Annotated in this window: 22 protein-coding genes, 5 tRNA genes, 3 rRNA genes and 1 pseudogene; 9 read left to right on the top strand and 22 right to left on the bottom strand. The window is 37.1% G+C overall.

The window, feature by feature from the left end:
- Window position 1: 1 nt before the first annotated feature.
- From OZP07_RS02075 to OZP07_RS02060, 4 genes are all read right to left on the bottom strand, one after another.
- Window positions 2–1,312 (bottom strand): TolC family protein, encoded by a 1,311-nt coding sequence (locus OZP07_RS02075; RefSeq protein WP_281637108.1) that lies wholly within the window; start codon window positions 1,310–1,312, stop codon window positions 2–4.
- A complete protein-coding gene (locus OZP07_RS02070) occupies window positions 1,305–3,734 on the bottom strand; it encodes an ABC transporter permease (RefSeq protein ID WP_281637107.1) in 2,430 nt (809 codons plus the stop codon). The genes OZP07_RS02075 and OZP07_RS02070 overlap by 8 nt, the downstream gene beginning before the upstream one ends.
- Before the next feature lie 103 nt (window positions 3,735–3,837).
- Window positions 3,838–4,539 carry an ABC transporter ATP-binding protein gene (locus OZP07_RS02065; protein WP_194643384.1) on the bottom strand — a complete coding sequence of 234 codons (702 nt, stop codon included), beginning with the start codon at window positions 4,537–4,539 and terminating at the stop codon, window positions 3,838–3,840.
- Between the two features lie 247 nt (window positions 4,540–4,786).
- Entirely contained in the window at window positions 4,787–6,025 is a 1,239-nt protein-coding gene (locus OZP07_RS02060; protein WP_281637106.1) for an efflux RND transporter periplasmic adaptor subunit, read from the bottom strand.
- 141 nt (window positions 6,026–6,166) lie between these two features.
- On the opposite strand from OZP07_RS02060, the gene OZP07_RS02055 reads away from it, so the two are divergent.
- From OZP07_RS02055 to OZP07_RS02040, 4 genes are all read left to right on the top strand, one after another.
- Complete coding sequence (locus OZP07_RS02055; RefSeq protein WP_281637105.1) at window positions 6,167–7,516, top strand: sigma-54-dependent transcriptional regulator; 1,350 nt, start codon at window positions 6,167–6,169, stop codon at window positions 7,514–7,516.
- Window positions 7,516–8,853 carry a sensor histidine kinase gene (locus tag OZP07_RS02050; RefSeq protein ID WP_281637104.1) on the top strand — a complete coding sequence of 446 codons (1,338 nt, stop codon included), beginning with the start codon at window positions 7,516–7,518 and terminating at the stop codon, window positions 8,851–8,853. Before OZP07_RS02055 ends, OZP07_RS02050 begins: the two co-directional genes overlap by 1 nt.
- Before the next feature lie 74 nt (window positions 8,854–8,927).
- Entirely contained in the window at window positions 8,928–9,275 is a 348-nt protein-coding gene (locus OZP07_RS02045; protein ID WP_281635552.1) for an ISAon1 family transposase N-terminal region protein, read from the top strand.
- Window positions 9,268–10,251: an ISAon1 family transposase gene (locus OZP07_RS02040; protein WP_432419557.1), complete on the top strand. Its 984-nt coding sequence runs from the start codon at window positions 9,268–9,270 to the stop codon at window positions 10,249–10,251. Before OZP07_RS02045 ends, OZP07_RS02040 begins: the two co-directional genes overlap by 8 nt.
- Window positions 10,252–10,353: 102 nt before the next feature.
- On the opposite strand, the gene OZP07_RS02035 is transcribed toward OZP07_RS02040, so the two are convergent.
- From OZP07_RS02035 to OZP07_RS02005, 7 genes are all read right to left on the bottom strand, one after another.
- A tRNA-Leu gene (locus OZP07_RS02035) sits at window positions 10,354–10,439 on the bottom strand.
- A gap of 8 nt (window positions 10,440–10,447) precedes the next feature.
- A tRNA-Phe gene (locus OZP07_RS02030) sits at window positions 10,448–10,520 on the bottom strand.
- Between the two features lie 66 nt (window positions 10,521–10,586).
- Window positions 10,587–10,696, bottom strand: a 5S ribosomal RNA gene (rrf, locus tag OZP07_RS02025).
- Between the two features lie 168 nt (window positions 10,697–10,864).
- A 23S ribosomal RNA gene (locus tag OZP07_RS02020) occupies window positions 10,865–13,746 on the bottom strand.
- Between the two features lie 195 nt (window positions 13,747–13,941).
- Window positions 13,942–14,015 (bottom strand) — tRNA-Ala (locus OZP07_RS02015).
- An 89-nt stretch (window positions 14,016–14,104) separates the two neighbouring features.
- Window positions 14,105–14,178: transfer RNA gene (locus OZP07_RS02010), tRNA-Ile, on the bottom strand.
- A gap of 129 nt (window positions 14,179–14,307) precedes the next feature.
- A 16S ribosomal RNA gene (locus tag OZP07_RS02005) occupies window positions 14,308–15,821 on the bottom strand.
- Together the 16S, 23S and 5S rRNA genes with 4 tRNA genes alongside form the textbook arrangement of a ribosomal RNA operon.
- 836 nt (window positions 15,822–16,657) lie before the next feature.
- On the opposite strand from OZP07_RS02005, the pseudogene OZP07_RS22205 reads away from it, so the two are divergent.
- Together OZP07_RS22205 and OZP07_RS02000 are read left to right on the top strand one after the other, a co-directional pair.
- A pseudogene (locus OZP07_RS22205) lies at window positions 16,658–16,759 on the top strand (hypothetical protein); the annotation flags it as partial.
- 84 nt (window positions 16,760–16,843) lie between these two features.
- Window positions 16,844–18,049 carry an IS4 family transposase gene (locus OZP07_RS02000; protein WP_281636464.1) on the top strand — a complete coding sequence of 402 codons (1,206 nt, stop codon included), beginning with the start codon at window positions 16,844–16,846 and terminating at the stop codon, window positions 18,047–18,049.
- Here the strand turns inward: OZP07_RS02000 and OZP07_RS01995 are convergent.
- From OZP07_RS01995 to OZP07_RS01975, 5 genes are all read right to left on the bottom strand, one after another.
- Window positions 18,029–18,349, bottom strand: coding sequence for a glycoside hydrolase family 130 protein (locus tag OZP07_RS01995; RefSeq protein ID WP_281638501.1), 321 nt, complete (start codon window positions 18,347–18,349; stop codon window positions 18,029–18,031). The two genes, OZP07_RS02000 and OZP07_RS01995, sit on opposite strands and share 21 nt — an antisense overlap.
- The gene (locus OZP07_RS01990; RefSeq protein WP_281637103.1) at window positions 18,285–18,758 is read right to left on the bottom strand and encodes a glycoside hydrolase family 130 protein; all 474 of its coding nucleotides are present in this window, start codon (window positions 18,756–18,758) and stop codon (window positions 18,285–18,287) included. The genes OZP07_RS01995 and OZP07_RS01990 overlap by 65 nt, the downstream gene beginning before the upstream one ends.
- 55 nt (window positions 18,759–18,813) lie before the next feature.
- Window positions 18,814–19,572 (bottom strand): IS5 family transposase, encoded by a 759-nt coding sequence (locus OZP07_RS01985; RefSeq protein WP_281636298.1) that lies wholly within the window; start codon window positions 19,570–19,572, stop codon window positions 18,814–18,816.
- 243 nt (window positions 19,573–19,815) lie between these two features.
- On the bottom strand, window positions 19,816–20,037 hold the full coding sequence (locus OZP07_RS01980) for a hypothetical protein (protein ID WP_281637102.1): 222 nt from the start codon (window positions 20,035–20,037) through the stop codon (window positions 19,816–19,818).
- 165 nt (window positions 20,038–20,202) lie between these two features.
- A tRNA-Leu gene (locus OZP07_RS01975) sits at window positions 20,203–20,284 on the bottom strand.
- A gap of 109 nt (window positions 20,285–20,393) precedes the next feature.
- Between OZP07_RS01975 and OZP07_RS01970 the strand changes: the two genes are divergently transcribed.
- A complete protein-coding gene (locus OZP07_RS01970) occupies window positions 20,394–21,782 on the top strand; it encodes a dipeptidase (protein ID WP_281637101.1) in 1,389 nt (462 codons plus the stop codon).
- 17 nt (window positions 21,783–21,799) lie between these two features.
- Here OZP07_RS01970 and OZP07_RS01965 read toward each other — a convergent pair whose 3' ends face one another.
- The 4 genes from OZP07_RS01965 to OZP07_RS01950 form a co-directional block, all read right to left on the bottom strand.
- Window positions 21,800–22,417 carry an IS630 family transposase gene (locus tag OZP07_RS01965; protein WP_281638500.1) on the bottom strand — a complete coding sequence of 206 codons (618 nt, stop codon included), beginning with the start codon at window positions 22,415–22,417 and terminating at the stop codon, window positions 21,800–21,802.
- Window positions 22,417–22,692, bottom strand: coding sequence for a hypothetical protein (locus tag OZP07_RS01960; RefSeq protein ID WP_281637100.1), 276 nt, complete (start codon window positions 22,690–22,692; stop codon window positions 22,417–22,419). The genes OZP07_RS01965 and OZP07_RS01960 overlap by 1 nt, the downstream gene beginning before the upstream one ends.
- A 6-nt stretch (window positions 22,693–22,698) precedes the next feature.
- Complete coding sequence (locus OZP07_RS01955; RefSeq protein WP_281637099.1) at window positions 22,699–22,917, bottom strand: hypothetical protein; 219 nt, start codon at window positions 22,915–22,917, stop codon at window positions 22,699–22,701.
- A gap of 245 nt (window positions 22,918–23,162) precedes the next feature.
- Window positions 23,163–23,663 (bottom strand): DUF456 domain-containing protein, encoded by a 501-nt coding sequence (locus tag OZP07_RS01950; RefSeq protein ID WP_281637098.1) that lies wholly within the window; start codon window positions 23,661–23,663, stop codon window positions 23,163–23,165.
- Between the two features lie 112 nt (window positions 23,664–23,775).
- On the opposite strand from OZP07_RS01950, the gene OZP07_RS01945 reads away from it, so the two are divergent.
- Window positions 23,776–24,252, top strand: a complete 477-nt coding sequence (locus OZP07_RS01945) for a hypothetical protein (RefSeq protein WP_281637097.1) — start codon at window positions 23,776–23,778, stop codon at window positions 24,250–24,252.
- Window positions 24,253–24,449: 197 nt separating this feature from the next.
- Here OZP07_RS01945 and OZP07_RS01940 read toward each other — a convergent pair whose 3' ends face one another.
- Window positions 24,450–25,547, bottom strand: a complete 1,098-nt coding sequence (locus OZP07_RS01940; RefSeq protein WP_281637096.1) for a glycosyltransferase family 2 protein — start codon at window positions 25,545–25,547, stop codon at window positions 24,450–24,452.
- On the bottom strand, window positions 25,544–26,488 hold the full coding sequence (locus OZP07_RS01935; RefSeq protein WP_281637095.1) for a lysylphosphatidylglycerol synthase transmembrane domain-containing protein: 945 nt from the start codon (window positions 26,486–26,488) through the stop codon (window positions 25,544–25,546). The genes OZP07_RS01940 and OZP07_RS01935 overlap by 4 nt, the downstream gene beginning before the upstream one ends.
- Window positions 26,489–26,567: 79 nt before the next feature.
- Here OZP07_RS01935 and OZP07_RS01930 point away from each other — a divergent pair, with 79 nt between their 5' ends.
- On the top strand, window positions 26,568–26,990 hold the full coding sequence (locus OZP07_RS01930; RefSeq protein ID WP_281637094.1) for a DUF1003 domain-containing protein: 423 nt from the start codon (window positions 26,568–26,570) through the stop codon (window positions 26,988–26,990).
- Window positions 26,991–26,997: the final 7 nt, after the last annotated feature.

Here is a 26,997-nt window from a genome sequence, read left to right as displayed (position 1 = left end):
TTTAATTCTGCAGACTATTGTATTTCAGCAGATTTATTTTTAATCCAATATACTCCAGCTGAAGCCCATTTTTGAGTACATCGTATTCAGCGGACAATAATTGATTTTTAACCGAAGAATACAAAATTGCTTCCACTTTTCCATTAGTAAATTTGGCCTGAGTCGTAGTTAGAGATGCTCTGGCATATTTTTGTTTTTCATTCAGTTTCTTCTGCAACTCAAGATAATTGCTTCTGTTTTGTTCTTCAATAGCAACTTGTTTTTCTAACTCCTGTTTTTCCTGTTCTATGAGCTGTTTTGATTTTTCGCTTTCAATTTTTGAAGCATCTATTTTTTTGTTGTTCCTAAATCCGTTAAAAATGGGAACATTCATCTGGATTCCCACTTGCTGGTTTTTATTGTCATCTAATTGATTTCTGAAACTATCGGTATTTCCAGCGGGCTGATTTAAAACAGTATAATAAAAAGTCGAATATCCGTAGTAAGCAGACACTATCGGCAAATTATTAGCTCTTTCTGCATTTATCAATTTTAAACTGTTTTGATACTTAAGTTCGGCTCGTTTTATTTTAGGGCTGTATTGTATATTTTCAGTTTTGCCGGATATGTTTTCATTCAAAACATTTTCTAATACAACATCTTTAGTTACTATGCTTGTAGCATTCATCAATTGGAACAATTGCAGTTTTTTGATTCCATACAGTTGTTCCGATTCAAGATTTCTATTTTCCTCTTCTGAAAAGCTCAGCTGCATATCATACAGATCACTTTGTGGTTTGCTCCCAATAGCAACTTCTTTTGTTACTCTTTCAAGGTTAAAAACCGCCTGCTTGAACTGTTCTTTCTGAATTTTTAATAATTCCTGAGCATAAAGTGTTTGATAAAAACTTTCTAAAATCTGCAGTTTATATTCGTTTTCAATCACTTCTTTATCAGCTTTGGCGAGTTCAATATTGATTTTATCTTTTTTGGCATTGGCGAAAGCGCTAAAATCAATCAAATTTGTTCGTGCATTCAGATAAAAATTATCATTCTGAATATTGGAACTTACTCTCCCATTTGATGCAGGATCTATAGTTGAACCGAAATTATAACTTTGTTCTCCAGATAAACTAACAAAGGGCAGCATTCGATTCAAAACAGAATTCTGAGATTTCTGAGTTCTTTTTATTTCAAGCTGTCTGATTTTGATTTCGATATTATTCTGCAAAGCGGCCTCCATGCATTTAGTAAGCGACCAGGAATTTTCCTGGCCATTTACTAAAGCAAAAAATAAAAAAAAGATAATCGTTACAATTAGGCTCTTATTCATATTTTAGGTATTTCAAAACATCCATTCTAGTTGCCTGATATGCTCTTGAAAGCACTACCAAAAGTGTTAAAAACAATAAAACAATAAAACCAATTATAAACGGATAAATAGTGATGTCAATTCTATTTGCAAAATTTTCCAGCCATTTATTAAGTAAGTAATACGCCGGAAACAGAGCTGTTAAAAATCCGATTACACTGAAAATAATATATTGTTTGGAGAGTTCTTTAAGCAAAACATCCGTTTCGGCACCCAATGTTTTTCGAATAGCAATTTCTTTCATACGTCTTTCGATAGAATAGGAAGCTAGAGCGAATAATCCGAAAAGGGCAATAAGGATTACAATTCCATTTAGCAGTGAAAAAAGATTTTTCTGTTTTACATACGCTTTATAAGTTCTCATATAGCTTTTATCAATAAAATCATATTGAAAAGGATAATCGGAATCGACATTTTTGATCCAGAACTTTTCAATAGCAGCAATAGTCTGCTCCATGTTTTCTGCTTTGATTTTCACATAGATGTGCTGAAGATTACCAATAGTCCACGGCACAGTTTTGAAATGGAAAAAAACCATTGGAGGCACTTTTCCCTGAGGACTGAAAAGATTAAAATCTTTGACAACTCCAATAATTTTCAGCTTTTGATCATTCCAGTCGACAATTTTACCAATTGGATTCTTCTCATTCATTATTTTCAAAGCAGTTTCATTGACCATCATAGAATTTATGGTATCGGAAGCTATTTTGAGATTCAGATATCGCCCTTGAGCCATTTCGATTTTCATCATTTCGAGCATACCAAAATCAAGAGCCAGATTCTGGCCTTGAATACTGGTACCTTTATAACTAAAGCCTGAAGAAGAATCATTGCCTCCGCCAAATTTAAATGCTCCGGTAGTTACCTGTTCTACTCCTTTTATTTTTGAGAGTTCATTTTTGACAATAGTGTACCGGTTAAATATCAGCTTATCCGAATTTTCGGCAAGAAGAAGAGATTCTGGCTTAAAATAAAAAATTTCTAAAACCTGCTCTCCAGAAAAACCAAGATTTTTGTTTGCCAGATAGCGCACCTGCTCATACACAATGTAAGAACCAACAATAAAGAAAGAGGCAATGGCAAACTGCAGAATCAGCATTCCGTTTCGAAGCCACACTCCGCTTTTATTTCTTCCAAAATTTCCTTTCAGCACTTTTAAAGTTTCAAAATTGGATACATAGATGGCCGGAAATACACCAGCAAAAATTACTGTAATTATAAAAATCAATATAATTTGTCCGTAAAACTGGTTTCCATAAATGATCAACTCTTTGTCCAAAAACTCATTATAATACGGCAAAGACAACTCAACAATAGTTAATGCTAATAAAATAGAAATTAGAACCGTAATAATTGTTTCAAATAAAAACTGCCTGATTATATCCGATTTTGAAGCTCCAACTATTTTTCGGACACCTACTTCTTTAGCTCGGCGGATAGCATTTGCTGTTGCCAGATTGATATAATTTACAATTGATAAGATCAAAATCAAAACGGACAATCCTGACATTATCAATAAAAATTGATAATTGCCCTTTCCCTCGGGTGAACCTTGTCCCTGGCTATGCAATCTTGAAACAGAAAGCGGTTCTAAAATAAAAGTAAACTTCCCGTATTTTGACACAAATTCTTTTGGGCTGATTCCTTCGGATTTTGCATCTTTAATTGTTTTATTCTGATAATAAATAGCATTTAGTTTTTTAGAAAGCTCGGCAGTCTTAGAGGGATCTTTTAATTTTATATACCAGCCGTTATTAAAGTTTCCCCAAGAGTCTTTACCGCGATCTAATCTTTCTTTCATGTTACTTACGACCGCATCTGGAGCAATAGATGAATTTCCAGTAATTTTATATATTGCTGTAACCGTTAGAATTTTATCTTCATATTGAATTTGTTTTCCTATAGGATTTTCAGTTCCAAAAAATAATGCAGCCGTTTCCTGTTTCATCGCAATACTATTTTCGTTCTGCAATGCCGTTTTTGGATTTCCCTGCACAAATTCAAAAGGAAAAAAATCAAAGAAATTATTTTGAGCATTAAATAATTTTTTAATAATTATTTTTTTGCCATTGTATTTATAGAGAGGTGATTCGTACCAGTTTTCGCAGTACATCATTTTCTCAATATTGGGATCATCTTTTAGAAATGGATTGAACGTAACTGGCGCATTTGACCAGATCCTATCCTCTCCTATGTCTATCAAAACCTGAAAGACATTATTCTTCTCAGGGTTCCAATCGTTGTAACTCTGTTCGTCATTCCAATAAAGAGTAGCGAAAATCAATCCAGCAATTCCGATTGATAATCCCAAAACATTCAAAGCTGTAAAAAGCTTATTATTTTTAAGATGATAGATAAATATGTTTGTCCAGTTTTTTAACATGTGATTTTGATTTTTTGATTTGATTGATGCTTTAACAAACTATCTCATTCAATAGTTCAATTAAGGCGGTAAGGATTGTGACAATGATTTTTAGTATCATTTTTTATACTTTAAAAACATCAACGTTTCTATGATTCAGTTTTTCCGAAAGTACTATTCCGTCTTTCATCAAAATTGTTTTCTGCGAAAATGATGCATCATAATCCGAGTGGGTTACCATTAGGATTGTTGCACCATTGGCATGCAGATCTGTTAATAACTCCATTACTTCGTTTCCGTTTTTACTATCCAGATTTCCCGTAGGCTCATCGGCAAGAATAATTTTCGGATCATTGATTAAAGCCCTTGCAACCGCCACACGCTGTTGCTGTCCTCCAGAAAGCTGCTGCGGATAATGTTTCAATCGATGCGAAATATTCAGTTTTTCGGCAATTGCTTCTACTTTTTGTTTTCTTTCGGATGAAGGAACTTTGTTGTAAATCAGAGGCAATTCGATATTGTCATACACTGATAATTCATCTATTAGATTGAAATTCTGGAAAATAAAACCAATATTTTCCTTTCTGACTTTCGATTTAGCTTTCTCTTTCAGCCCGATCATTTCCTGATTCAGCAATTGGTAACTGTCTCCCGAAGCACTGTCCAGTAACCCGATAATATTTAATAATGTGGATTTTCCACTTCCCGAAGGTCCCATAATAGAAACAAAATCACCTTGATTAATGGTTAATGAAACTTCGCTTAATGCTTTTGTTTCAATTTCTTCTGTTCTAAAAATTTTCGAAAGGTTTTTGATTTTAATCATGATTATTGTTCGTTTTTTGATTGATGTTCTTTTATATATTATTTATAGCAGTTTTATTCTTTTAAACACATAGAGACATAGATTAAAATAGAAAATAAAAGATGCTTTGCTTAAGATAGTTTTCATAGTGCTATGTGTAAAAATGTATTTTCTTAAACAACCTAATTCACTTTATTCAATTCTATCTTTCTATGTGGTTCACCTTTTCATCTTTGCTCTTGATTCTTTACTCTATTTTCTAGGTTCTTTATTCTAAATTCAAAACTTCTGCTAATTTATAGTCTTTATAAGAGGAGGTTATTACTTTTTCGCCTGCTTTCAATCCGCCTAAGACTTCGTAATATAATGGATTTTCACGGCCCAATTTGATTTCTCTTCTTTCGGCTTTATTTCCGTTTACGACAAATATCCATTTCCCACTTGTTTCTTCATTAAAACTGCCTTTTGAAAGCACTGTAGTTTTTGTTTTTTCGGATAAATTTAATTTTACGCCAAAACTCAAACCTTGTTTCAAATCCATTTTATCTTTAGAAACAAAATCCAATTCCACCTGAAATCTTCCGTTTTTCACCTCAGGAATCACTTTTGTTATTTGAACTTCTATGGCTTTATTTTCAAAATCAACAGTCCCTTTTTGTTTTTCCGAAATTCGATCCAAATAAAACTCATCGATATCAGCCACTAATTTATATCCTTTTTGGTCGTCAATAAAACCAATGCTTGTGTTTTGTGCATAGGTTTTTCCCAGTATCGGTTCAAATGACGAAAGCCTGCCGGAAATTGGCGCTGTTACCAAAAAATTCTTTTTATTGGTTCTCAGAATTCCGAGGCTTTTATTCATGATGCCAATCGATTGATTAAGCTGTCCAATCTGAATTTGATTTGCCTGCTTTTCTTTGTTCACACTTTGTTTGATGATATACATCCGTTCTTTCTGAAAGCGATAATTTTCTTTTGTCTTTTCCCATTCGCTTTTAGCGAGAATCTCCTGTTCAAAAAGGTTTTTATTAGTGTCCAATAAATTTTTCGCATCCAGATAATCATGTTCTATCGCGATCAGATCCTTGCCTAAATTCAACTCCTGATTTCTTAAATCCAATTTGGCTTTCTCCAGATTATTTATCTGTTCAATAATAGCCGTTTCCTGCTGCATGTATGCCAATTCCGCATTCGGATTGTATAATCTAGCCAGCGATTGCCCTTTGGTAACCATATCGCCATTCTCGACAAATATTTCCTGTACCGCACCGCCTTCAATAATATTAACGAGCATGGAATTTACAGGAACCGCTTTGGCCTGAAAAGACATAAAATCTTCAAAGAAATTATCTTCAACCATTTTAATCGTAATTTCTTCCTTTTTTACATTCAAGCTTCTTTTTTTGGTAGCCGATGCAAAAGCGATATAACCCAGAATCAAGATAATGGGTAATGCGGTTATTAGATACTTTTTTTTGTTATTTTTACTTTTAATTATGGTGTCCATCTTTGCTTATTTATTGTATATAAGGTGATTATCGTGCCAAAAAAATAAAAATTTACAAAAGCCTTATTTTTAAGGTTTTATTTTTAATAGAAATTTCGAGCTGTCCATTATTGGACAACTTTTGTCCGCAACCGAACAATAATGAAAAAAACAAATGCATCCATTTTAATCATAGACGACCAGGAAGACATTCTTTTTGCCTCCAAAATGTTTCTGAAAAAGCATTTTGAAAACATTTTTACACTGAATAATCCAAAATTGGTGGTCGAATTATTGGCAAAAAACACTATAGATGTCGTTTTATTAGACATGAATTACCGGATAGGTTTTGAAGATGGAAAGGAAGGATTGTATTTGCTGAAGGAAATAAAAACGCTTTCGCCAAAAACAGTTGTTATTTTGATGACTGCTTTTGGTAAAGTGGAAACGGCTGTTGAAGGTCTAAAAGCGGGCGCTTTTGATTATATTTTAAAGCCTTGGGAGAATGAAAAATTACTCAGTGTTGTAAAACAGGCAGTCGATATAAGCCGAAAAGAACAGAAAAAATCAAATCCTGCTGAGCCTCTACATACTTTTTTCATTGGCAATTCTGATGCGATAAAGAAAGCCTATTCATTAGCTGATAAAGTAGCCAAAACGGATGCGAATGTTCTCATTCTGGGCGAAAATGGCACAGGAAAATTTGTTTTGGCTTATCATATTTTCAATCAATCCGAGCGGAAAAATGCACCTTTTATCCATGTCGATTTAGGTTCTTTAAATTCCAATATCTTCGAAAGCGAATTATTTGGCTATGCTAAAGGTGCTTTCACTGATGCTAAAGCAGATACTCCAGGACGTTTTGAAATGGCTCAGAACGGAACCATTTTTTTAGACGAAATAGGAAATGTTCCGTTGCATCTGCAATCCAAACTTTTACAGATAATACAAACCAAAACCGTTACCAGATTAGGGGAATCGAAACCCAGACCTCTGAATGTCCGTATTATTACAGCGACAAATCTGAATTTAAAACAGGAGGTAGCTGATAAAAACTTTAGAGAAGATTTGTATTATCGCATCAATACAATGGAAATCACATTGCCTCCTTTGCGGGAACGAAACGAAGATAAAGTGCCATTAGCCGAATATCTTTTGCAAAAAATGATTACTAAATACGAGCGTGACAAAATTATCTTTGATAAAAAAGTGATTGAACAAATAGAAAAACACGCGTGGAATGGTAATATCCGCGAAATGGAAAACCGAATTGAGCGTGCTGTGATTCTCTGTGAGAACAAGCATATTACAGTTTCCGATTTAGATTTGGAACAGATAACGGTTTACGAAGAGAATCCAGAAGACATCCAGCTTTCTGCAATCGAAAAAGCAACTGTCGAAAGAGCACTTCTTAAAAACAATAACAATATCAGCAAAACAGCTGATGAATTGGGACTTTCCAGAGGTGCGTTATATAGACGTTTAGAAAAATATAATATCAGCACTAACTGATGCATCAGTCTTTCAAAATATACAACCAGATTTTTATTCGATTGATTATTATTCTTTTGGGGACAGGTTTTGCAATTTTTATTTTTCTAAACCGCTTGATTTTTACTTCATTATTCATATTTTTTATCGATATCATGCTTATTGTAGAAATGCATTTTTATGTCAAAAATGTATTTTCCATTTATGACAAAACAATTAGCTCAATCCTGCAGAATGATTTTACAGCCGATTATTCGAAACACAGGTCATATAACATCTATCCCGATTTATTTCATTTGTATGAAAATTTAAAAAACAAGGAAAAAGAACGAGTTTCAAAAGATATTGTTTATCGTTCGATTCTAAACAATATTGAAAGCGGAATTATTATTCTTCAAAAAAAAGAAAATGATTGGGATATCTTTTTAATGAATAATTATTTCTCCAGGCATTTTAATGTGCCGAAAGTTTCAAAATGGAAATACCTGAAAAACCTGTTGCCTACATTATGTGCAATAATTGAAGAACAGAATTTCCAAGAAATAAAAACAGCATTAGAAATCCGTGTGAATCAGCAGGATAATCAGACTTTTGCATTGCAGACCTCCAGAAGCGAGATTTACAATCAGGATTATTTTATTGTTTTACTGGATTCAATTCAGAATGTAATTGAGAAAAAAGAAAAAGAAGCATGGATAAATTTGATGAAAGTGATTTCTCATGAACTTCTGAATTCAATCACTCCGATTCGATCACTTTCGCAAAATCTGCAGGATCTGGTACAGCAGGAAACAATTTCGGAAGATGATTTGGATGATATAAAGAATAGTGTTGCCACAATGCTGAGACGAAGCGATCACTTACAGCAATTTGTAGAAAACTATCGAAAACTGGCTATGCTGCCTTCACCAAGAAAGAAAAAGATAAGCCTGCAGCAATTGATTGAAAACAGTTTCCAGATTATGAATCCTTTATTCAAAAAGGAACAAATTGAAGTTATAAATACAGTTTCTTTTAATCATTGGCTCCAGATAGATGCACAGCAGATAGAACAGGTTTTAATTAATCTTTTTACAAATTGCATTTTTGCGCTGAAAGAAATTTCAAAAAAAGAGATTACAATTTCGGCAGAAGTCAAAGAAAAAAGAACCTTCATTCAAATTTCAGATAATGGAAAAGGAATCGAAAAAGAAATTGAGAGCAAAATATTCCTGCCATTCTTTACAACACGCAAAGAGGGAGCTGGAATTGGCTTAACTTTATCCAAAAATATTACCGAATCACATGGCGGTTATCTTGCTTATCGAAAAAATGAAGATGGCAAAACTACTTTTGTAATTTGTTTGGTTGATCAGTAATTCGGATCAAGAACAAAGTCTGGGGAGGAAATGTCGAAAAAAAAATTAGAAATTTGTCACTCTAACAATTTGTAATGACTTCTATAGATCTTTTGAAATTTATGCTGCCTGATTTTTTAGTTGACCACTTTGAGGTGGTTTCTGCTAATGAAACTCAGGAGATATTGCACCTATACTTTGAAGAAAAAGCTAAAGCTCCTAAAGAGTTTGATACACTTGAATTAGTATCAAAGGGATTTGTGGATGAAATTACCATTCAGGATTTCCCTCTACGAGGTAAGTTTGTGTATTTACATATCAAAAGACGTCGTTGGACTAATAAAACCAATGGAGAAATCCTTAAAAGAGATTGGACTTTAGTTGCTAAAGGAACCCGCATGACTCAAGAGTTTGCGGCTTTTTTAAAAGAAATCAATAGATAACAGCGCCACCGACTGCCATACCATCGGAAGGTTTTTCGGGGTCAACGGAAAAAAACTTCAAAGACAGTATAAAAAACACCTGAGCTCCTTTAATACCTGGGCTCCACGAGAACATGCCCATCAATGGATTCTTTACCCTGAAAACATAGGTACACACTTATCGATTGATGAAGTAGCTTTGTCTCAAGGAGAGCTTTACACCATTGTAACCAACAAGAAGTTCAAAGGCAAACAAGGTTGCTTAGTGGCTATTATTGCTGGAACAAAGGCAGATAAAGTCATAGAACACATTAGTAAGATTGATTATAAAAAAAGAAGTGGTGTTCAAGAGATAACACTGGACATGGCTAATTCTATGAAACTGATCTCCAAAAAATGCTTCCCAAAAGCAATACAGGTCACTGACAGATTCCATGTTCAAAAATTAGCATTAGAAGCCATGCAAGAAATCAGAATCAAACATCGCTGGGAAGCTATGGATCTTGAGAATCAATTGATAATGCAAGCCAAAAAAGAGAATAAAACATTTATACAGGAGCTCTTGCCTAATGGAGATTCCTTAAAACAGCTTTTGGCAAGAAGCAGATATGTACTTTATAAATCTCGCGAAAAATGGACTGAGCACCAAAATGAGAGAGCGCAATTGTTATTTGAATTATATCCAGATATAAAGAAAGCTTACGGTTTGAGTCAACAACTTCGAGGTATTTACAATAACAACAACGACAAGCACGTTGCGATGACAAAACTAGCACATTGGTACAGGAATGTAGAAGAATCAGGGTTTAAAAACTTTAATATATTACTCAATACGGTAACTATTAACTATCAGACAATTTTAAACTACTTTGATAACAGGAGTACCAATGCTTCTGCAGAATCTTTTAATGCCAAAATAAAAGCATTTAGAAGTCAGTTTAGAGGTGTAAGAAAGATAGATTTCTTTCTATTCAGATTATCTAATATTTTTGCCTAATCCCCAACTTTTGCACCTGATCCGGTAAAAAACGGATTGATCCGATAAAATTCTAACAAAAAAAAGCTTCATTTAGCTAATGCTGCATGAAGCTTTTTTTTGTACTCAGAGCGGGACTTGAACCCGCACGAACATTGCTGTTCACTGGATTTTAAGTCCAGCGTGTCTACCAATTTCACCATCCGAGCATTTATTGTGGTACCTCCAGGGATCGAACCAGGGACACATGGATTTTCAGTCCATTGCTCTACCATCTGAGCTAAGGTACCTAAGAATGAAAATATTCAAATCTTAATAAAAAACCCCGTTTCGTTATGAAACAGGGTTTTTATAAAGAAAGGCAGCGACATACTCTCCCACATAACTGCAGTACCATCTGCGCAGGCGGGCTTAACTACTCTGTTCGGGATGGGAAGAGGTGAGCCCCGCCGCAATAACCACCTTAAGGCTGTTAGTTGTTGGTTTTTGGTTGTCAGTTGATGGATTTCTCCAGCAACTATCAACTATTAACCATCAACTGCTCTGCGTCGAGCAAATATCTTAACATACTGAGATAAATAATATAAAAAGTTTTAGAAAGTTTCTTCTCCCGATTTTCATCGGGAGAGGAGGCGTACATAAGCTTACGGGTTATTAGTACTACTCGACTATGACATTACTGCCTTTACATCTATAGCCTATCAACGTGGTCATCTTCCACGACCCTTAAAAGAAATCTCATCTTGTGGTGGGTTTCGCGCTTATATGCTTTCAGCGCTTATCCCTTCCCAACGTAGCTACTCTGCGGTGCCCCTGGCGGGACAACAGATACACTAGAGGTTAGTCCAATTCGGTCCTCTCGTACTAGAATCAGATCCACTCAAATTTCTAACGCCCACAGTAGATAGAGACCGAACTGTCTCACGACGTTCTGAACCCAGCTCGCGTGCCACTTTAATGGGCGAACAGCCCAACCCTTGGGACCTTCTCCAGCCCCAGGATGTGACGAGCCGACATCGAGGTGCCAAACCCCCCCGTCGATATGAGCTCTTGGGGGAGATCAGCCTGTTATCCCCGGCGTACCTTTTATCCTTTGAGCGATGGCCCTTCCATGCGGAACCACCGGATCACTATGCTCTACTTTCGTACCTGATCGACCTGTATGTCTCTCAGTCAAGCTCCCTTATGCCATTGCACTCTACGCACGGTTACCAAGCGTACTGAGGGAACCTTTAGAAGCCTCCGTTACTCTTTTGGAGGCGACCACCCCAGTCAAACTACCCACCAAGCAATGTCCCCCCGGTTGGGGGTTAGGCCTCAGATAAACAAAGGGTTGTATTTCAACAATGACTCCACAACGCCTGGCGACGCCACTTCACAGTCTCCAACCTATCCTACACATCATTTATCCAAGGTCAATACTAAGCTATAGTAAAGGTGCACAGGGTCTTTTCGTCCCACTGCGGGTAAACGGCATCTTCACCGTTACTACAATTTCACCGAGCTCATGGCTGAGACAGTGTCCAGATCGTTACACCATTCGTGCAGGTCGGAACTTACCCGACAAGGAATTTCGCTACCTTAGGACCGTTATAGTTACGGCCGCCGTTTACTGGGGCTTCAATTCAATGCTTCTCCGAAGATAACATCTCCTCTTAACCTTCCAGCACCGGGCAGGTGTCAGGCCCTATACTTCATCTTACGATTTTGCAGAGCCCTGTGTTTTTGATAAACAGTCGCCTGGACCTCTTCACTGCGGCCCCGATTACTCGGGGCGACCCTTCTCCCGAAGTTACGGGTCTATTTTGCCTAATTCCTTAGCCATGAATCTCTCGAGCACCTTAGGATTCTCTCCTCGACTACCTGTGTCGGTTTACGGTACGGGTACTGATTACCTGAAGTTTAGAGGTTTTTCTTGGAAGCCCTTAGGCGCACTATCTCTTTGTCCGAAGACTCCGAGTACTATCGTATTTCCCCAAAAGATGTGGATTTGCCTGCATCTCTTATAGGTAGGTACTTCAACGAACTATTCCGTCAGTTCGCGGCGCTTTCATCACTCCGTCACCCCATCACAGTAATCACTAGTACGGGAATATTAACCCGTTGGCCATCGACTGTCCCTTTCGGGTTCGCCTTAGGTCCCGACTAACCCACAGCTGATTAGCATAGCTGTGGAAACCTTAGTCTTTCGGTGTGCGGGTTTCTCGCCCGCATTATCGTTACTTATGCCTACATTTTCTTTTCTAACCAGTCCAGCATACCTTACGATACACCTTCAGCCCTGTTAGAATGCTCCCCTACCACTTTACATTGCTGTAAAATCCATAGCTTCGGTAATATGTTTATGCCCGATTATTATCCATGCTCGTCCGCTCGACTAGTGAGCTGTTACGCACTCTTTAAATGAATGGCTGCTTCCAAGCCAACATCCTAGCTGTCTGGGCAGACAAACCTCGTTCTTTCAACTTAACATATATTTGGGGACCTTAGCTGATGGTCTGGGTTCTTTCCCTCTCGGACTTGGACCTTAGCACCCAAGCCCTCACTGCAAGGAAACATTATATAGCATTCGGAGTTTGTCAGGAATTGGTAGGCGGTGAAGCCCCCGCATCCAATCAGTAGCTCTACCTCTATATAACTTATGCCTTGCGCTGCACCTAAATGCATTTCGGGGAGTACGAGCTATTTCCGAGTTTGATTGGCCTTTCACCCCTACCCACAGGTCATCCGAAGACTTTTCAACGTCAACCGGTTCGGACCTCCACACTGTGTTACCAGCGCTTCATCCTGCCCATGGGTAGATCACACGGTTTCGCGTCTAACACTACTGACTAAAGCGCCCTATTCAGACTCGCTTTCGCTACGGATCCGTGGCTTAACCACTTATCCTTGCCAGCAACGTTAACTCGTAGGCTCATTATGCAAAAGGCACGCCGTCACCCCACGAAAGGGCTCCGACCGCTTGTAAGCGTATGGTTTCAGGATCTATTTCACTCCGTTATTCACGGTTCTTTTCACCTTTCCCTCACGGTACTGGTTCACTATCGGTCTCTCAGGAGTATTTAGCCTTAGCGGATGGTCCCGCCAAATTCAGACAGGGTTTCACGTGCCCCGCCCTACTCAGGATACCACTATCCTTTACACTTGTTACCTATACAAGACTATCACTCTCTTTGGTTCTGCTTTCCAGCAGATTCTAGTTCCTTGTGCAAGAAATGTCGTGGTCCTACAACCCCAGAACTGCCGTAACAGCACTGGTTTGGGCTAATCCGCGTTCGCTCGCCACTACTTACGGAATCACTTTTGTTTTCTTCTCCTCCGCCTACTTAGATGTTTCAGTTCAGCGGGTTTGCCCACCTATCGGTGTGCTATGTCTTCAACATAGCGGGTTGCCCCATTCAGGTATTTACGGATCTATCGATGTGTGCTCGTCCCCGTAACTTTTCGCAGCTTATCACGCCTTTCTTCGCCTCTGAGAGCCTAGGCATCCCCCATACGCCCTTATTTTGCTTATTGTACTTACGGTTTATTGCTTTTTTTGTTAATTCTTTATAGTTTTGCAACTATAAAATAAAAACTATTAACAACAAACGCATTTGTTCTTTCTACTTTTTATTATTTCTTATCTCAATATGTCAATGAACTTTCTAAAGCTTTAGGCTTTAAGCAATACGCTTTAAGCTTTTTTAGCTTATGGCCTACAGCCATTTGTGGAGAATAACGGAGTCGAACCGTTGACCTCCTGCGTGCAAGGCAGGCGCTCTAGCCAGCTGAGCTAATCCCCCATTTTTTTAGCTTTCAGTTATCAGCCGTCAGCTTTCAGCGGATTGTTGATAACTCAACTTCTAAAATTTCCTTCTTTTAAGTTAAATAGTAGTCCCGGGCAGACTCGAACTGCCGACCCCTACATTATCAGTGTAGTACTCTAACCAGCTGAGCTACGAGACTCTGTTTTTACTTAATTTTTATTCTTTTTTTTTAAATTAACAGCAAGAGTAATATAATCTTCATATTTGAAACCAAAAGTCTCTTCGTCTTCTTTCTTTGGCGTGCACTTGGCTAACACCAAAGCTCTAGAAAGGAGGTGTTCCAGCCGCACCTTCCGGTACGGCTACCTTGTTACGACTTAGCCCTAGTTACCAGTTTTACCCTAGGCAGCTCCTTGCGGTCACCGACTTCAGGCACCCCCAGCTTCCATGGCTTGACGGGCGGTGTGTACAAGGCCCGGGAACGTATTCACCGGATCATGGCTGATATCCGATTACTAGCGATTCCAGCTTCACGGAGTCGAGTTGCAGACTCCGATCCGAACTGTGACCGGTTTTATAGATTCGCTCCTCCTCACGAAGTGGCTGCTCTCTGTACCGGCCATTGTAGCACGTGTGTAGCCCAAGGCGTAAGGGCCGTGATGATTTGACGTCATCCCCACCTTCCTCACAGTTTGCACTGGCAGTCTCGTTAGAGTTCCCGACATGACTCGATGGCAACTAACAACAGGGGTTGCGCTCGTTATAGGACTTAACCTGACACCTCACGGCACGAGCTGACGACAACCATGCAGCACCTTGTAAACTGTCTTACGAAAGGTCTGTTTCCAAACCGGTCAGTCTACATTTAAGCCTTGGTAAGGTTCCTCGCGTATCATCGAATTAAACCACATGCTCCACCGCTTGTGCGGGCCCCCGTCAATTCCTTTGAGTTTCAGGCTTGCGCCCGTACTCCCCAGGTGGGATACTTATCACTTTCGCTTAGCCACTGAAGTTGCCCCCAACAGCTAGTATCCATCGTTTACGGCGTGGACTACCAGGGTATCTAATCCTGTTCGCTACCCACGCTTTCGTCCATCAGCGTCAATCCACTGGTAGTAACCTGCCTTCGCAATTGGTATTCCATGTAATCTCTAAGCATTTCACCGCTACACTACATATTCTAGTTACTTCCCAGTAATTCAAGTCTGGCAGTATCAATGGCCGTTCCACCGTTGAGCGATGGGCTTTCACCACTGACTTACCAAACCGCCTACGGACCCTTTAAACCCAATGATTCCGGATAACGCTTGGATCCTCCGTATTACCGCGGCTGCTGGCACGGAGTTAGCCGATCCTTATTCTTACGATACCGTCAAGCTCCTACACGTAGGAGTGTTTCTTCTCGTACAAAAGCAGTTTACAATCCATAGGACCGTCATCCTGCACGCGGCATGGCTGGATCAGGCTTGCGCCCATTGTCCAATATTCCTCACTGCTGCCTCCCGTAGGAGTCTGGTCCGTGTCTCAGTACCAGTGTGGGGGATCTCCCTCTCAGGACCCCTACCCATCGTAGCCTTGGTAAGCCGTTACCTTACCAACAAGCTAATGGGACGCATGCTCATCTTTCACCGTTGGAACTTTAATAATGGGCTGATGCCAGCTCATTATACTATGAGGTATTAATCCAAATTTCTCTGGGCTATCCCTCTGTGAAAGGCAGATTGCATACGCGTTACGCACCCGTGCGCCGGTCTCTATCTCCGAAGAAATATACCCCTCGACTTGCATGTGTTAAGCCTGCCGCTAGCGTTCATCCTGAGCCAGGATCAAACTCTTCATCGTATATTATTTAGTCTTGCGACTTATTTATTATTCGACTCAGTCTCTATTGGTCTTTATTCAAATCTTAACGATTCTATTACTCTTATTTTATTTGTTCTGATCTAGTCGTTGCAGTGCAACGCCTCTACCAAAACGGCTGTCAATTCAATATGTCTAGGAACGTGTTCTTCTTTATTTTCTCACTTATCGTTATTGCGATTAGCGGGTGCAAAAGTAACAATTCTTTTTTAACCAGCAAGATTATTTTGAAGTTTTTTTGAAAAATTTTATCTCTCTTTCTTCTCATCTCTTACTCAGTCTATCAAGGAACGTTACGCGTTTTGCGGGGTGCAAAAGTAACTCACTTTTTTAAATCCTGCAAGCTTTTTAAATCTTTTTTTCGAAAATGTTTTCCGTTTTGATCTCTTTAACCTGTCAGTACTTTAAGGAACGCTGTCGCTGTTGCGGGTGCAAAAGTAGACAGTTTTTCCGTTTAAACAATGCCTTTTCGTGATTATTTTTTGTTTATTTTTTAATACACTGGTAACCTTAGGGTTAGAACTGCTCGCTTTGAGGTTTTTTGAATTACAGAACGCAATCTGGGCGGGGTTTGCCAGTTTTAAAGGGATTCAAGGGGTTTCTTTAGCGATTATTCAATACCAAGGAATAGTCCTGTCCTGCGGGCATACTCCCTTTGGAGGGGGATCTAAGCGGACTTTACTTGTTTTCCTTTTCAAAATAACATATACATATATATAGATACCGACTATCTTCTCTAACACAAAAGCCCTCATAGAAACCTACCGTGTGGACACAAATACAATTTCGTTATTTTTATCACTAAATAAAGATATAATATGCGAAGATATTTTACAGACATTGATGATTCTCGACTATTAAAAAGGAGTAATTTAATATTAGATAGTTTATTTCATAATTGTGTTCATTCGATACGTCAGCTTACACAAAGCGATTCAGAATGTAAAGCAGTTTATCGTTTCTTGCAGAACAAAAGAGTTTCAGAATCGAAATTAATTAAAAACATGTCAGCAAACTGCTGTTTTTCAGCTCAAGACAAAACAGTTTTATGTATACAGGACACAAGTGAGGTCAATTTATATAATCATAAAAACAGAGTTAAAAAAGACGAATTTATAGGATTGACTAATGCTGCAACAAAAGGAGGAATTGGATTTTTACTGCATCCTAGTTTCGTTATAGATGCTTATAGTTTTGTTCCGTATGGCTTTTCAGATGTAAAAATATGGAACAGGCCTTTAGAGAAACTTACAAAAAAGGAAAGGAATTATAATTTGCTTCCAATTGAAGAAAAGGAATCTTATAAATGGATAGAATCTTCCCAAAAATCCAAGGAAGTTTTAGAGAAATCAAAAAAAGTCATCATCATTCAGGATCGAGAAGGTGATATTTATGAGCAATTTGCAATGATTCCAGATCAAAAGACGGAATTATTGGTAAGAGCAAGAGCAAACAGAACGCTACTAAACAAGGTTAAATTGTTTAGTTTTATAGCCAATGAACCTCTTAAAGGGAAATATACGATAGAATTAGAAGGTGATAAAAGAAGAAATATAAACAAACGGGAAGCTACCTTAGAAGTTAGATTTTCTGAAGTAACTATCCAAAAAAATGATTTAGTTTCAAAGAATGCGCCCAAAAGCCTTGATTTATATATCATCGAAGCAAAAGAAATTGGCGATAACATTGATAATCCAATATGCTGGAGATTACTAACAACCATTAAAGTCTTAGACCTAGACACAGCCTTAAAATGTATCGAATGGTATACTTGTAGATGGATTATAGAAGAGGTTTTTAGAATTCTAAAAAAGGAAGGATTTAATATAGAAGCAAGCGAATTAGGTTCTGCAAAATCTATTCGAAAATTGTCTTTAATGATGATGGAGACAATTGTCAAACTATTTTTAATGCAAATAGCATATAGTATTCCAGAGGAAGAAATAGAAGCGAGAAGTTGTTTTTCAGATCAAGAACTTGAATGTTTAGAATATCAAATGATAAAATTAGAAGGAAAAACAGAAAAATTAAAAAATCCTCATATCCAAAAGGATTTAAAAAGATATGTTTGGGTTATTGCAAGGCTTGGTGGATGGAAAGGATATGCAAGTGGGAGAAAACCAGGAATAACCACTTTCTCTATCGGAATACAGAAATTTGCTTCAATAATGGAGGGATGGCAATTGTTTTTAGATGTGTCCACACGGTAGCATAGAAACGGAAATCATGAAAAACCATGATTCGGTAATCAACATGGAAGTCAATAGCAGGATGAAGCTATTGATCATACTGCAGAAAGGAAAGATTTCTTTAATAGAGAATTCGGCACCACAAACAAATTCATCAGAAGCACCATAATATATAGTCACAGTATCACCATCTGGATTTAGAATATGTCCATTGGTAAAAACTACATTACCAAAGAAACCGGCAAGTTCATAATTTTCAGTTGGCGACACAATAGGATCTTCGGTTCTCGCTATTACTCTTGAAGGATCCTCCAAATCCATTAAAAAAAGCACCCAAACAATATTGATGCTTTTCATTCGCACCATGATATATAGCAAGCCACCCTTTTTCGGTTTTTATTGGAGAAGCACCTGCACCGATACGGGCGATGTCCCAAAAACGACTTCTTGTACGCAGAATACACTGATGATTCCCCCAATGAATTCCATCAGGAGAAGAAGCTAGCCATATATAATTCCCGCCAATTTCCAAACTGCTTGGACGGTGGAGAGCATAAAAAAGATTATTGATTTTTTCTTCAAAAATAGTACAGTCTTTATTGTGCGGAGGCAGTATCATTCCGTAGGACTGAAAATTTAACCAATCGGAAGTTGTGCGCAAACCCACTCCAACTCCATTGGGAGATACAGCTGTATAGGTCAGATAATAAACACCACCTATATATGACAACCGGCAATCCTCAATTCCAAATGACTCAAAAAAACCTTCACCTATTAGAGCCTGTTTAAATTTTATTTAATAATAATTTTATAGTTGCAATTTTGACCATATTCTCGGATGTTTCAAAAAGTAGTTCATAATTTCTACATAATCTTCGGTCGTTGTCAAACCAAGAGAATGTTCTCTCTACAATCCATCTTTTATGTATAGGTTTAAACCCCATTTTTCTATCATCTGAACGCATTACCACTTGAATAATATAGCCAAATTTATTTTTTATGTTTTCAATCACTTCGCCTCTGTAACCACCATCGGCAAGGATTACTTTTATAGGACATAAAAAATAGTGAAGCGTCCTCATTAGTAAATCTGCCGCTTTACTATCATGGACATTGGCAACTGTTACCATTATTGCCAAAAGAAACCCATTTTTATCAACCACAATATGCCGTTTAATTCCTTTTACTTTTTTATTGCCATCAAAACTATTTAAGGAACGATTATTTCCCCATCGTACACTTTGACTATCCATTATTCCTAGACTTGGCATTGTATTTTGACCTCTATTAAACCTGACTTTTTCTCGCAATTTTGACAGTAATAAATCAAAACATTCCAAATTTGACCATTTCCAATAGTAATAATACACTAATTGCCATTTTGGAAAATCTTTAGGTAACATTCGCCACTGACAACCTGTTTTTACGAGATAATTAATCGCATTCCAAATGATTTTCAAATTATATTTCCGCTTTCTATCATCGAATTCTAAAGTCTTTTTTATAAATTGCCACTGGGTTTCTGTCAAATCGGTTGGATACATCTTTTTATGGTTTGGTCACTACAAAAAGACAAATTTCAATCGGTTTCTTTAACCCATAACAATTATTTATTTTAAATTTTTAAACAGGCTCTTAATGAAAAACATCCTTCGGGCTCATAGAATTTTCGCCCATCATCACTGCACACCAACCGCAAATGCGATAATGTAGTTAAATAATAAGCTTCTTTATATTTGACAACCCTCGCATCTTTGGCAATCATTTCGGGATCATTCTCAGGAATTTCAATAATTTGAATTCCTACTTTCAGTAAGAACTTGAAACGACACAACATTATCTTTTTGTTCTGGTCTTTCAGCAACGCGGATAATAATCCATATTTTACCATCAAACTGGAACACACCAGGATTTAGAAGACAAACTACCTGAAGACCTTCGCGACTTGGGACTACTTCAGAAGGAAACAATATAGGATTTTCAGGAAACCGCTTAGCAATATCTTTCATAACTCTGAATTTCATCAATTAAAAAAAATCAGAAGTAAGAAAATCTAAAAACAGCAGATTGGTTTTGCTGTTACTTTATTATTTAGATTTTTACACTAAGGCAAGAGGAATTGAGACACGAAAGGGCTGAAAACAAAAAAACTTCTCAAGAAGAGAAGTTTTTAGTGCGGATAATAGGACTCGAACCTACACGCCTTGCGGCACCAGATCCTAAGTCTGGCATGTCTACCAATTTCACCATATCCGCTCAATTGTGGGTGCAAAGATAATCATAACTTCGAATATTCAAAGAATTTTTTAAAAAAAATTATTAATTCTGTTTTTTGTATTTTTGATTCTTAAAAAAATCTGATTCAATGGAAGATATAAAATCATATGTTACAAAACACAAAGAACGGTTTATCAACGAGTTAATTGAATTATTGAAAATTCCATCTGTAAGTGCTGACACTGCTTTTTCTCAAGATGTCCTTGACACTGCCGAGGCCGTAAAAACAAGTTTAGAGGCCGCAGGATGCGATTTTGTCGAAATTTGCGACACTACAGGCTATCCAATTGTATATGGAGAGAAAATAATTGACCCAAATCTCCCTACAGTATTAGTTTACGGCCATTATGATGTTCAGCCTGCCGATCCATTAGAATTATGGACTTCTCCCCCATTTGAACCTATTATCAAAAAAACAGACATCCATCCCGAAGGCGCTATTTTTGCCAGAGGTGCCTGTGATGACAAAGGTCAGATGTACATGCATGTAAAAGCTTTTGAATATATGATACAAAGCAACACTTTACCTTGCAACGTAAAATTCATGATCGAAGGTGAAGAGGAAGTTGGAAGCGTCAGCCTAAAAACATTTGTAGAAAACAATACCAAGAAACTAAGAAACGATGTCATTCTAATTTCGGACACAGGAATGATTTCCAATCAGCAGCCTTCCATTACAACTGGACTTCGCGGTTTGAGCTATGTGGAAGTTGAAGTTACTGGTCCTAACCGCGACTTGCATTCCGGACTATACGGTGGCGCAGTAGCTAATCCTATTAATGTTTTGGCTAAAATGATTGCCCAGCTTCACGACGAAAACAATCATATTACAATTCCTCGCTTTTATGACAATGTCGAAGAGCTTTCTCTTGAGGAAAGAGCCGAAATGGCCAAGGCTCCTTTTGATCTTGATAAATACAAAAAAGCATTAGACCTAAATGATATTTACGGCGAAAGCGGCTATGTAACCAATGAGCGAAATTCGATCCGACCAACGCTGGATGTAAACGGAATTTGGGGCGGTTACACTGGCGAAGGTGCAAAAACCGTTATTGCCAGCAAAGCTTTTGCCAAAATCTCCATGCGTCTGGTTCCAAACCAAGACTGGGAAGAAATCACAGAACTTTTTACCAAACACTTTATCAGCATTGCTCCTGCGGGCGTTACTGTAAAAGTTACACCTCATCACGGCGGTCAGGGTTATGTAACCCCAATTGACAGTATTGGGTATCTGGCAGCCAACAAAGCATACACCGAAACTTTTGGAATTCCAGCAATTCCTGTACGTTCCGGAGGAAGTATTCCAATAGTTGCTTTATTCGAAAAAGAATTAAAAAGCAAAACAATCCTTATGGGATTTGGCCTTGACAGTGATGCCATTCACTCACCCAACGAACATTTTGGCGTTTTTAATTTCCTGAAAGGAATCGAAACCATTCCGTTGTTCTATAAATATTTTGTGGAGCTTTCGAAATAAATCGCATCTAACATAATTCAAAATCCGTTCAGTAATGAGCGGATTTTTTTGTGTCTTATACCATTTAGACATATTAAACAGTCTGATTTAAATAAAGAAATAATCAAAACTGCATAGATTTTAACAAACTTTTCAGTTATCAATTCTTTGACTATCTCATCTAATTTAATTTTAAGTTCTTCCATTGTTTTGTAGATTTTGTTAGTAGTTTTCCTTTTCATATTAAGCCAAACAAGTTCTGCTGGATTGAGTTCTGGAGAATAAGGGGGAAGAAAAAGCAATGCAATATTATCGGGTATTGCCAAAGATTTACTTTTATGAAAAGCCCCATTGTCTAAAACAACCACTTTAAATTCTTGGGGATTATTTTTTGACAATTCATTTAAAAATATCTGAAAATTATCACCATTACAATAAGGCAATTCCATCACTAAGCTATCGCCATTATAGGGCGAAAAAGCTCCAAAAATATAAGTTGATCTGAATACGTTTTGATAAGTACAAATTGGCTTAACTCCTTTTGCTGTTAGCGATTTTCCGTTTCTAGTGAATAAGCCGAACCGGCTTTCATCTTGGACATAAAGATTAAAAGATGAAAAATTAAATGAAGCATTTTTTAAAACTGTTTCAAGAATTAAAGGGAAGTTTTTTTAAAAGTATCCGAAGCGTCTTGATTTTTATTGACATGACTTTTTCGAGCCACTTTTATTTTAGCTCCAAAGTGTCTTTTTACATAACTATTTAGGGTCTGATAATTAATACCTTCCGACATATAATTATCAGTTATCCATTGAATTAAATCAATATATGAGGTAAAAGTATCTTTAGGCGAATGCAGTCGTTTTTCAATTGCCTGATGCAAATCAGCACTGATTAGTGAAGGTTTAAAACCAATTCTGCCATCACGCAACAAACCTTAAATTCCGTTTTTGGAATAAGCAGTTCTCCATTTTTGAGCAGTGTTATAGTTGATTTTTAATATTTTAGAGAGCGCTTCTTTGCTTAATAATACCTCACTCTTTTTTAAAACCAGTAACATCTGTATTCGGTTTTTTAAATGGACAGGTTGTTTTCTCATTAACGACTTGAGTTCCTGCTCGCTTTCTTTTACTAGTATAAATTTTGCTAATGCCATAAGCAAATATATAATTATACTTATAAATTAGTCTGTTTTTTTTGATAAAAAAACAACCTGAATAAATCAGGCTATTCTATAATTATAATTGGTATTAGCCATTGCTCGTTTTTTGTGCAATTCTAAGATACTATTTTAGATTAAAAACAGCAAAAAAAAGGCTGTCCTTACTTTTTGGACAGCCTCTTGTTTTATAGGTTTAACCATAGGTGGTGAATCTCTACGTAATGAAATTATAAACAATCCTAAAACAAACCGCCTCTATTCTGCCACACAATCCAAAGAAACAGTCCTAGATACATCATACAGACAACAAACTTCATAAAAGACGAAGCCAGAAAGCCTATCAATGAACCTGTAGCCGCTTTCAAAGCACGCTGATGGTCTTTGTAATCATAAATAAGTTCTCCAGCAAAAGCCCCAACAAATGGTCCGATAATAAATCCCAGCGGAATAGGCGCAAAAATCCCGACAATCAATCCGATATTGGTTCCCCAAATACCATAAGAACTTCCGCCAAATTTTTTGGTTCCTTTAGCGGGGATAACATAATCCAAAATGGTCAGAACAACCGTAATCAATAAGGAAATCCCCAAAATCCAGTAATTGGCAGGAACAGCTTTTGTAAAATAAAGCAGTACAATTCCGATCCAGCTGACGCTTGGCCCCGGTAAAACTGGTAAAAAACTTCCAAAAACACCCACAATAACACAAACTAAACCCAAAATCAAAAGCAGGATATCCATAAAAATATTTTTAGTAATTTTGAGACCGAAAATACAATGTGTATTCCATATACGAATATGAGAAAAATAATTGTATTTTTATATAATAGTATTCCCATTCAAAAAACAAGCCTTGAAGCAGTATTTCCTTTTTTTAGTTTTTATATTTTTTAATTCCTGTCAGTATTTTGACAAGCAGATTCCTTCAGAAAAAGAATTACTGCAAAAGGAATTGAAAGCTATTAATTGGAAAGAAGTTGACGAATATCCCTCAATGGTAGACTGTGATAAAATTGAAGATAAAAAGCAGCGTCAGCAATGCTTTTTTGAGGTTTTGACTCAGTTAATTCAGGAAAAACTATGCAGTGACACACTTGCAATGCTGTATCCAGAGCTGGACACTATCGAAGTAAAAGTGACCGTTTTTCCAAACGCAACTATGAAATTTGAACCGCAGTTCCCGAAAGATTCTGTGGCTTATGATAAAGTCAAAATTGACAGTATCCTCAAAGTCCGCCTAGTGGATTTTCCAAAAATCAATCCGGCAATAAAGAGGGGAATTCCAGTAAAAACTCAGTTTATTCTTCCAGTAATTTTAAAAGTGGAGTAGAATAGATTTAAGAATTCAGATTTCATCATAAATTTTCAACTTGAGTATTGTTTAGATAAGGAGCTATTTCCAGCTGTCCACTATATCTGTTGTCCCGAACCCCGGGACAACAGGATGCCGTTTCCATCTGGGCTAGAGCATTCATTTTCATGACAAGATTTGTTTAAGATTAAGAATATTGAGAAACAATCTAAAATCTAAAATCTTCTCCCTTTCCATTCGTATTTTCCAAACAAGGAATACAAAGCCACAGCAGTACTGAAAAACGGATACCACAAACTGCTTAAAAGTAAATAGCGAATTTTATGTTTCGTTAAAAATTTATTTGTTTGTTTTATTAGCACAGTATCAATTCCAAATTTAATTAGGAAATACATTCCGATAAAAAAATAAGGAAACATTCCCAAGAAAGTCATCACAAAACAATATACAAATCCGAAATTCATCAAAAAGACAATTAATCCTAACCTTTTCCCAAAAAGACTTTGATACGAAGTGGTTTTGGAAGCCCAGCGCACGCGTTGGTAGAACAACGATTTCCAATCATTGGCGGGTTTTGTGGTAACGATGGTATTTTTCGATTTTAAATAAGCGACTTTTTCAGGGTATTCGGCTACGGCCTTCTGTAATAAAAAAACATCATCACCACTCGCAATTGAATTATTGCCTTCAAAGCCGTTTAACTTTTTAAAAAATGATTTGGTATAGGCAAAATTGGCTCCATTGCACATAAACCCTTTGTCGATCCCAAAACTGCCAATAGTTGCGCCTTGCAGACTAGCCAAATCCAATTGCTGAAAATGGTGTAAAAAAGAATTTTGACAATCGTAAGTAACCGCCCCCGCAATCATTGAAACATGATGCAGCTGAATGAAATTGTCCAATGCCAATAACCAATTTTTGTTAACCACACAATCCGCATCTGTGGTGATAACCCAATCGGTTTTTACGATTTCCATAGCCGTTGCAATGGCATCTTTCTTGGGAGAATTTGAGACACGAATGTTATCAATTAAGGAAATCTTAAATCTTAAATCTAAATTCTTAAATCTAAAATCAGAAGCATCATCGACCAAAATCACTTCAAACAAATCCGTCGGATAATTCAATTTTGAAATACTTTCCAATAGAATCGGCAAATTCTCTTCTTCATTTCTGAAAGGAACAATAATACTAAAGCTGGTTTTTGGAGCCAAGCCAATATATTCAAATTGATTTATTTTGGTAAAACCATAAATGAGCAAGCTAATGGTCAGCATATAAAGGATTGCTATGCCAAATAAAAACAAAATCATTGCTCTGTTTTTGTTTTAAAATTCAACACATAATAGCTTCCCCAAATAACGGGTAAAACCACGTTCAGAAACCACATCAGCGTGGAGACAAAGACAACCACCCATTCGTTTACACCCAATATTCCGAAGAAATACACGGCTACGCTTCCTTTTACGGCAAAATCCAAAAACTGGAAAGTAGGCAATGCCGAAGCCAGAAAGTAAACGCTCGTTATAACCGACATCAAAATGAGGTATGGCAAATCCACATCAAAAGCGAGAAACAAAAAATAGTATTGATGGGAGAAAACCAAATAGCGTAAAATAGCCAAAAGCATATTCTTTTGATGAATCGATTTTGGGATTTCATTAATTTTATGGATCAGTTTTTCAATGGAATAGCCTTTGATATTTACTTTTTTCGAAAAAAATAAAGCGACAGAAAGTAAAAAGCAAATTCCAAAAAGGATAGCAATAGATTTTTGAGTGATCACATTGTATTGCGCATTGAAATAAAGCAGTCCAAAAACTCCAAAAATAATAGTTAGTATCATCTGTATTCCGTTACAGATCAGGTTTAGAAACACTATTTTTTTGGTTTCCTTTTTGTCAAAATACAATGCCTTTCCTGCGTATTCACCCACACCGTTTGGCGTAAACAGACCCGCTGTGAGTCCTGCGAGAACTTGTTTGGTCGCTTCGCCCAAAGAAATAGGACGGAGATAAGAAACTAAATATTTCCATTTTAAAATTTCAAATAAGCGGTTCAAAACACTCAGAAGCAAAATAAAACTGATTCCGGAAACTGACTGATTCTTATGAAACAGCACTAAGAATTTTTGCCAGTTCAGTTTGTCATTGTTCGCCAGCTGATTGTAAATAAAATAAAAGGCACCGCCTACAATCAAAAGTTTGACTAGAAGTACGAGGAATTGTTTAGCTTTGTGTGGTATTGAAATCATACCGCAAAGTAAAGGAAAAACTATTATACAAGATAGCATAAAGTCAAACAGAGATTCGTAAATCTAATACTAAAAAGAAATGAGGAACAACAAAACGTGGCACGAAAAACACCATGAAGCATTAGGCTTTGGGAGCCGTTTGGCCGATTGGGTGGCCAAGGGAATGGGATCTTGGAAGTTTATTATTCTTCAGACCATTTTTGTGATGATTTGGATGGGATTGAACCTCGTTGGTTATGTGTATCATTGGGATGCATATCCTTTTATATTACTGAATCTTCTTTTCTCGACTCAGGCTGCTTATGCTGCACCGATTATCATGATGTCGCAAAACAGACAGAGCGAAAGAGACAGGATTCAGGCGCAATCGGATTATCAGACTAATGTTGATGCAAAACTCGAAATTGAAGCACTGGCAATTCGATTGGATAAAATCGAAGTCGAAAAATTGGATAAAATAATTAAGATGCTCGAAGAAATGGAAAGCAATTCGGCTAAATAAAACAAAC

The sequence above is a fragment of the Flavobacterium marginilacus genome, assembly GCF_026870155.1.
GTDB lineage: Bacteria > Bacteroidota > Bacteroidia > Flavobacteriales > Flavobacteriaceae > Flavobacterium > Flavobacterium marginilacus.
The sequence above is the reverse complement of the archived record's forward strand: the minus strand, read 5'-3'. Positions and strand labels throughout refer to the sequence as shown.

Coding starts and splice junctions, on each gene's coding strand:
- OZP07_RS02075 (WP_281637108.1), bottom strand. CDS start 1,312: ATGAATAAGAGCCTAATTGTAACGATTATCTTTTTTTTATTTTTTGCT.
- OZP07_RS02070 (WP_281637107.1), bottom strand. CDS start 3,734: ATGTTAAAAAACTGGACAAACATATTTATCTATCATCTTAAAAATAAT.
- OZP07_RS02065 (WP_194643384.1), bottom strand. CDS start 4,539: ATGATTAAAATCAAAAACCTTTCGAAAATTTTTAGAACAGAAGAAATT.
- OZP07_RS02060 (WP_281637106.1), bottom strand. CDS start 6,025: ATGGACACCATAATTAAAAGTAAAAATAACAAAAAAAAGTATCTAATA.
- OZP07_RS02055 (WP_281637105.1), top strand. CDS start 6,167: ATGAAAAAAACAAATGCATCCATTTTAATCATAGACGACCAGGAAGAC.
- OZP07_RS02050 (WP_281637104.1), top strand. CDS start 7,516: ATGCATCAGTCTTTCAAAATATACAACCAGATTTTTATTCGATTGATT.
- OZP07_RS02045 (WP_281635552.1), top strand. CDS start 8,928: ATGACTTCTATAGATCTTTTGAAATTTATGCTGCCTGATTTTTTAGTT.
- OZP07_RS02000 (WP_281636464.1), top strand. CDS start 16,844: ATGTCAGCAAACTGCTGTTTTTCAGCTCAAGACAAAACAGTTTTATGT.
- OZP07_RS01995 (WP_281638501.1), bottom strand. CDS start 18,349: ATGGATTTGGAGGATCCTTCAAGAGTAATAGCGAGAACCGAAGATCCT.
- OZP07_RS01985 (WP_281636298.1), bottom strand. CDS start 19,572: ATGTATCCAACCGATTTGACAGAAACCCAGTGGCAATTTATAAAAAAG.
- OZP07_RS01980 (WP_281637102.1), bottom strand. CDS start 20,037: ATGAAAGATATTGCTAAGCGGTTTCCTGAAAATCCTATATTGTTTCCT.
- OZP07_RS01970 (WP_281637101.1), top strand. CDS start 20,394: ATGGAAGATATAAAATCATATGTTACAAAACACAAAGAACGGTTTATC.
- OZP07_RS01955 (WP_281637099.1), bottom strand. CDS start 22,917: ATGGCATTAGCAAAATTTATACTAGTAAAAGAAAGCGAGCAGGAACTC.
- OZP07_RS01950 (WP_281637098.1), bottom strand. CDS start 23,663: ATGGATATCCTGCTTTTGATTTTGGGTTTAGTTTGTGTTATTGTGGGT.
- OZP07_RS01940 (WP_281637096.1), bottom strand. CDS start 25,547: ATGATTTTGTTTTTATTTGGCATAGCAATCCTTTATATGCTGACCATT.
- OZP07_RS01935 (WP_281637095.1), bottom strand. CDS start 26,488: ATGATTTCAATACCACACAAAGCTAAACAATTCCTCGTACTTCTAGTC.
- OZP07_RS01930 (WP_281637094.1), top strand. CDS start 26,568: ATGAGGAACAACAAAACGTGGCACGAAAAACACCATGAAGCATTAGGC.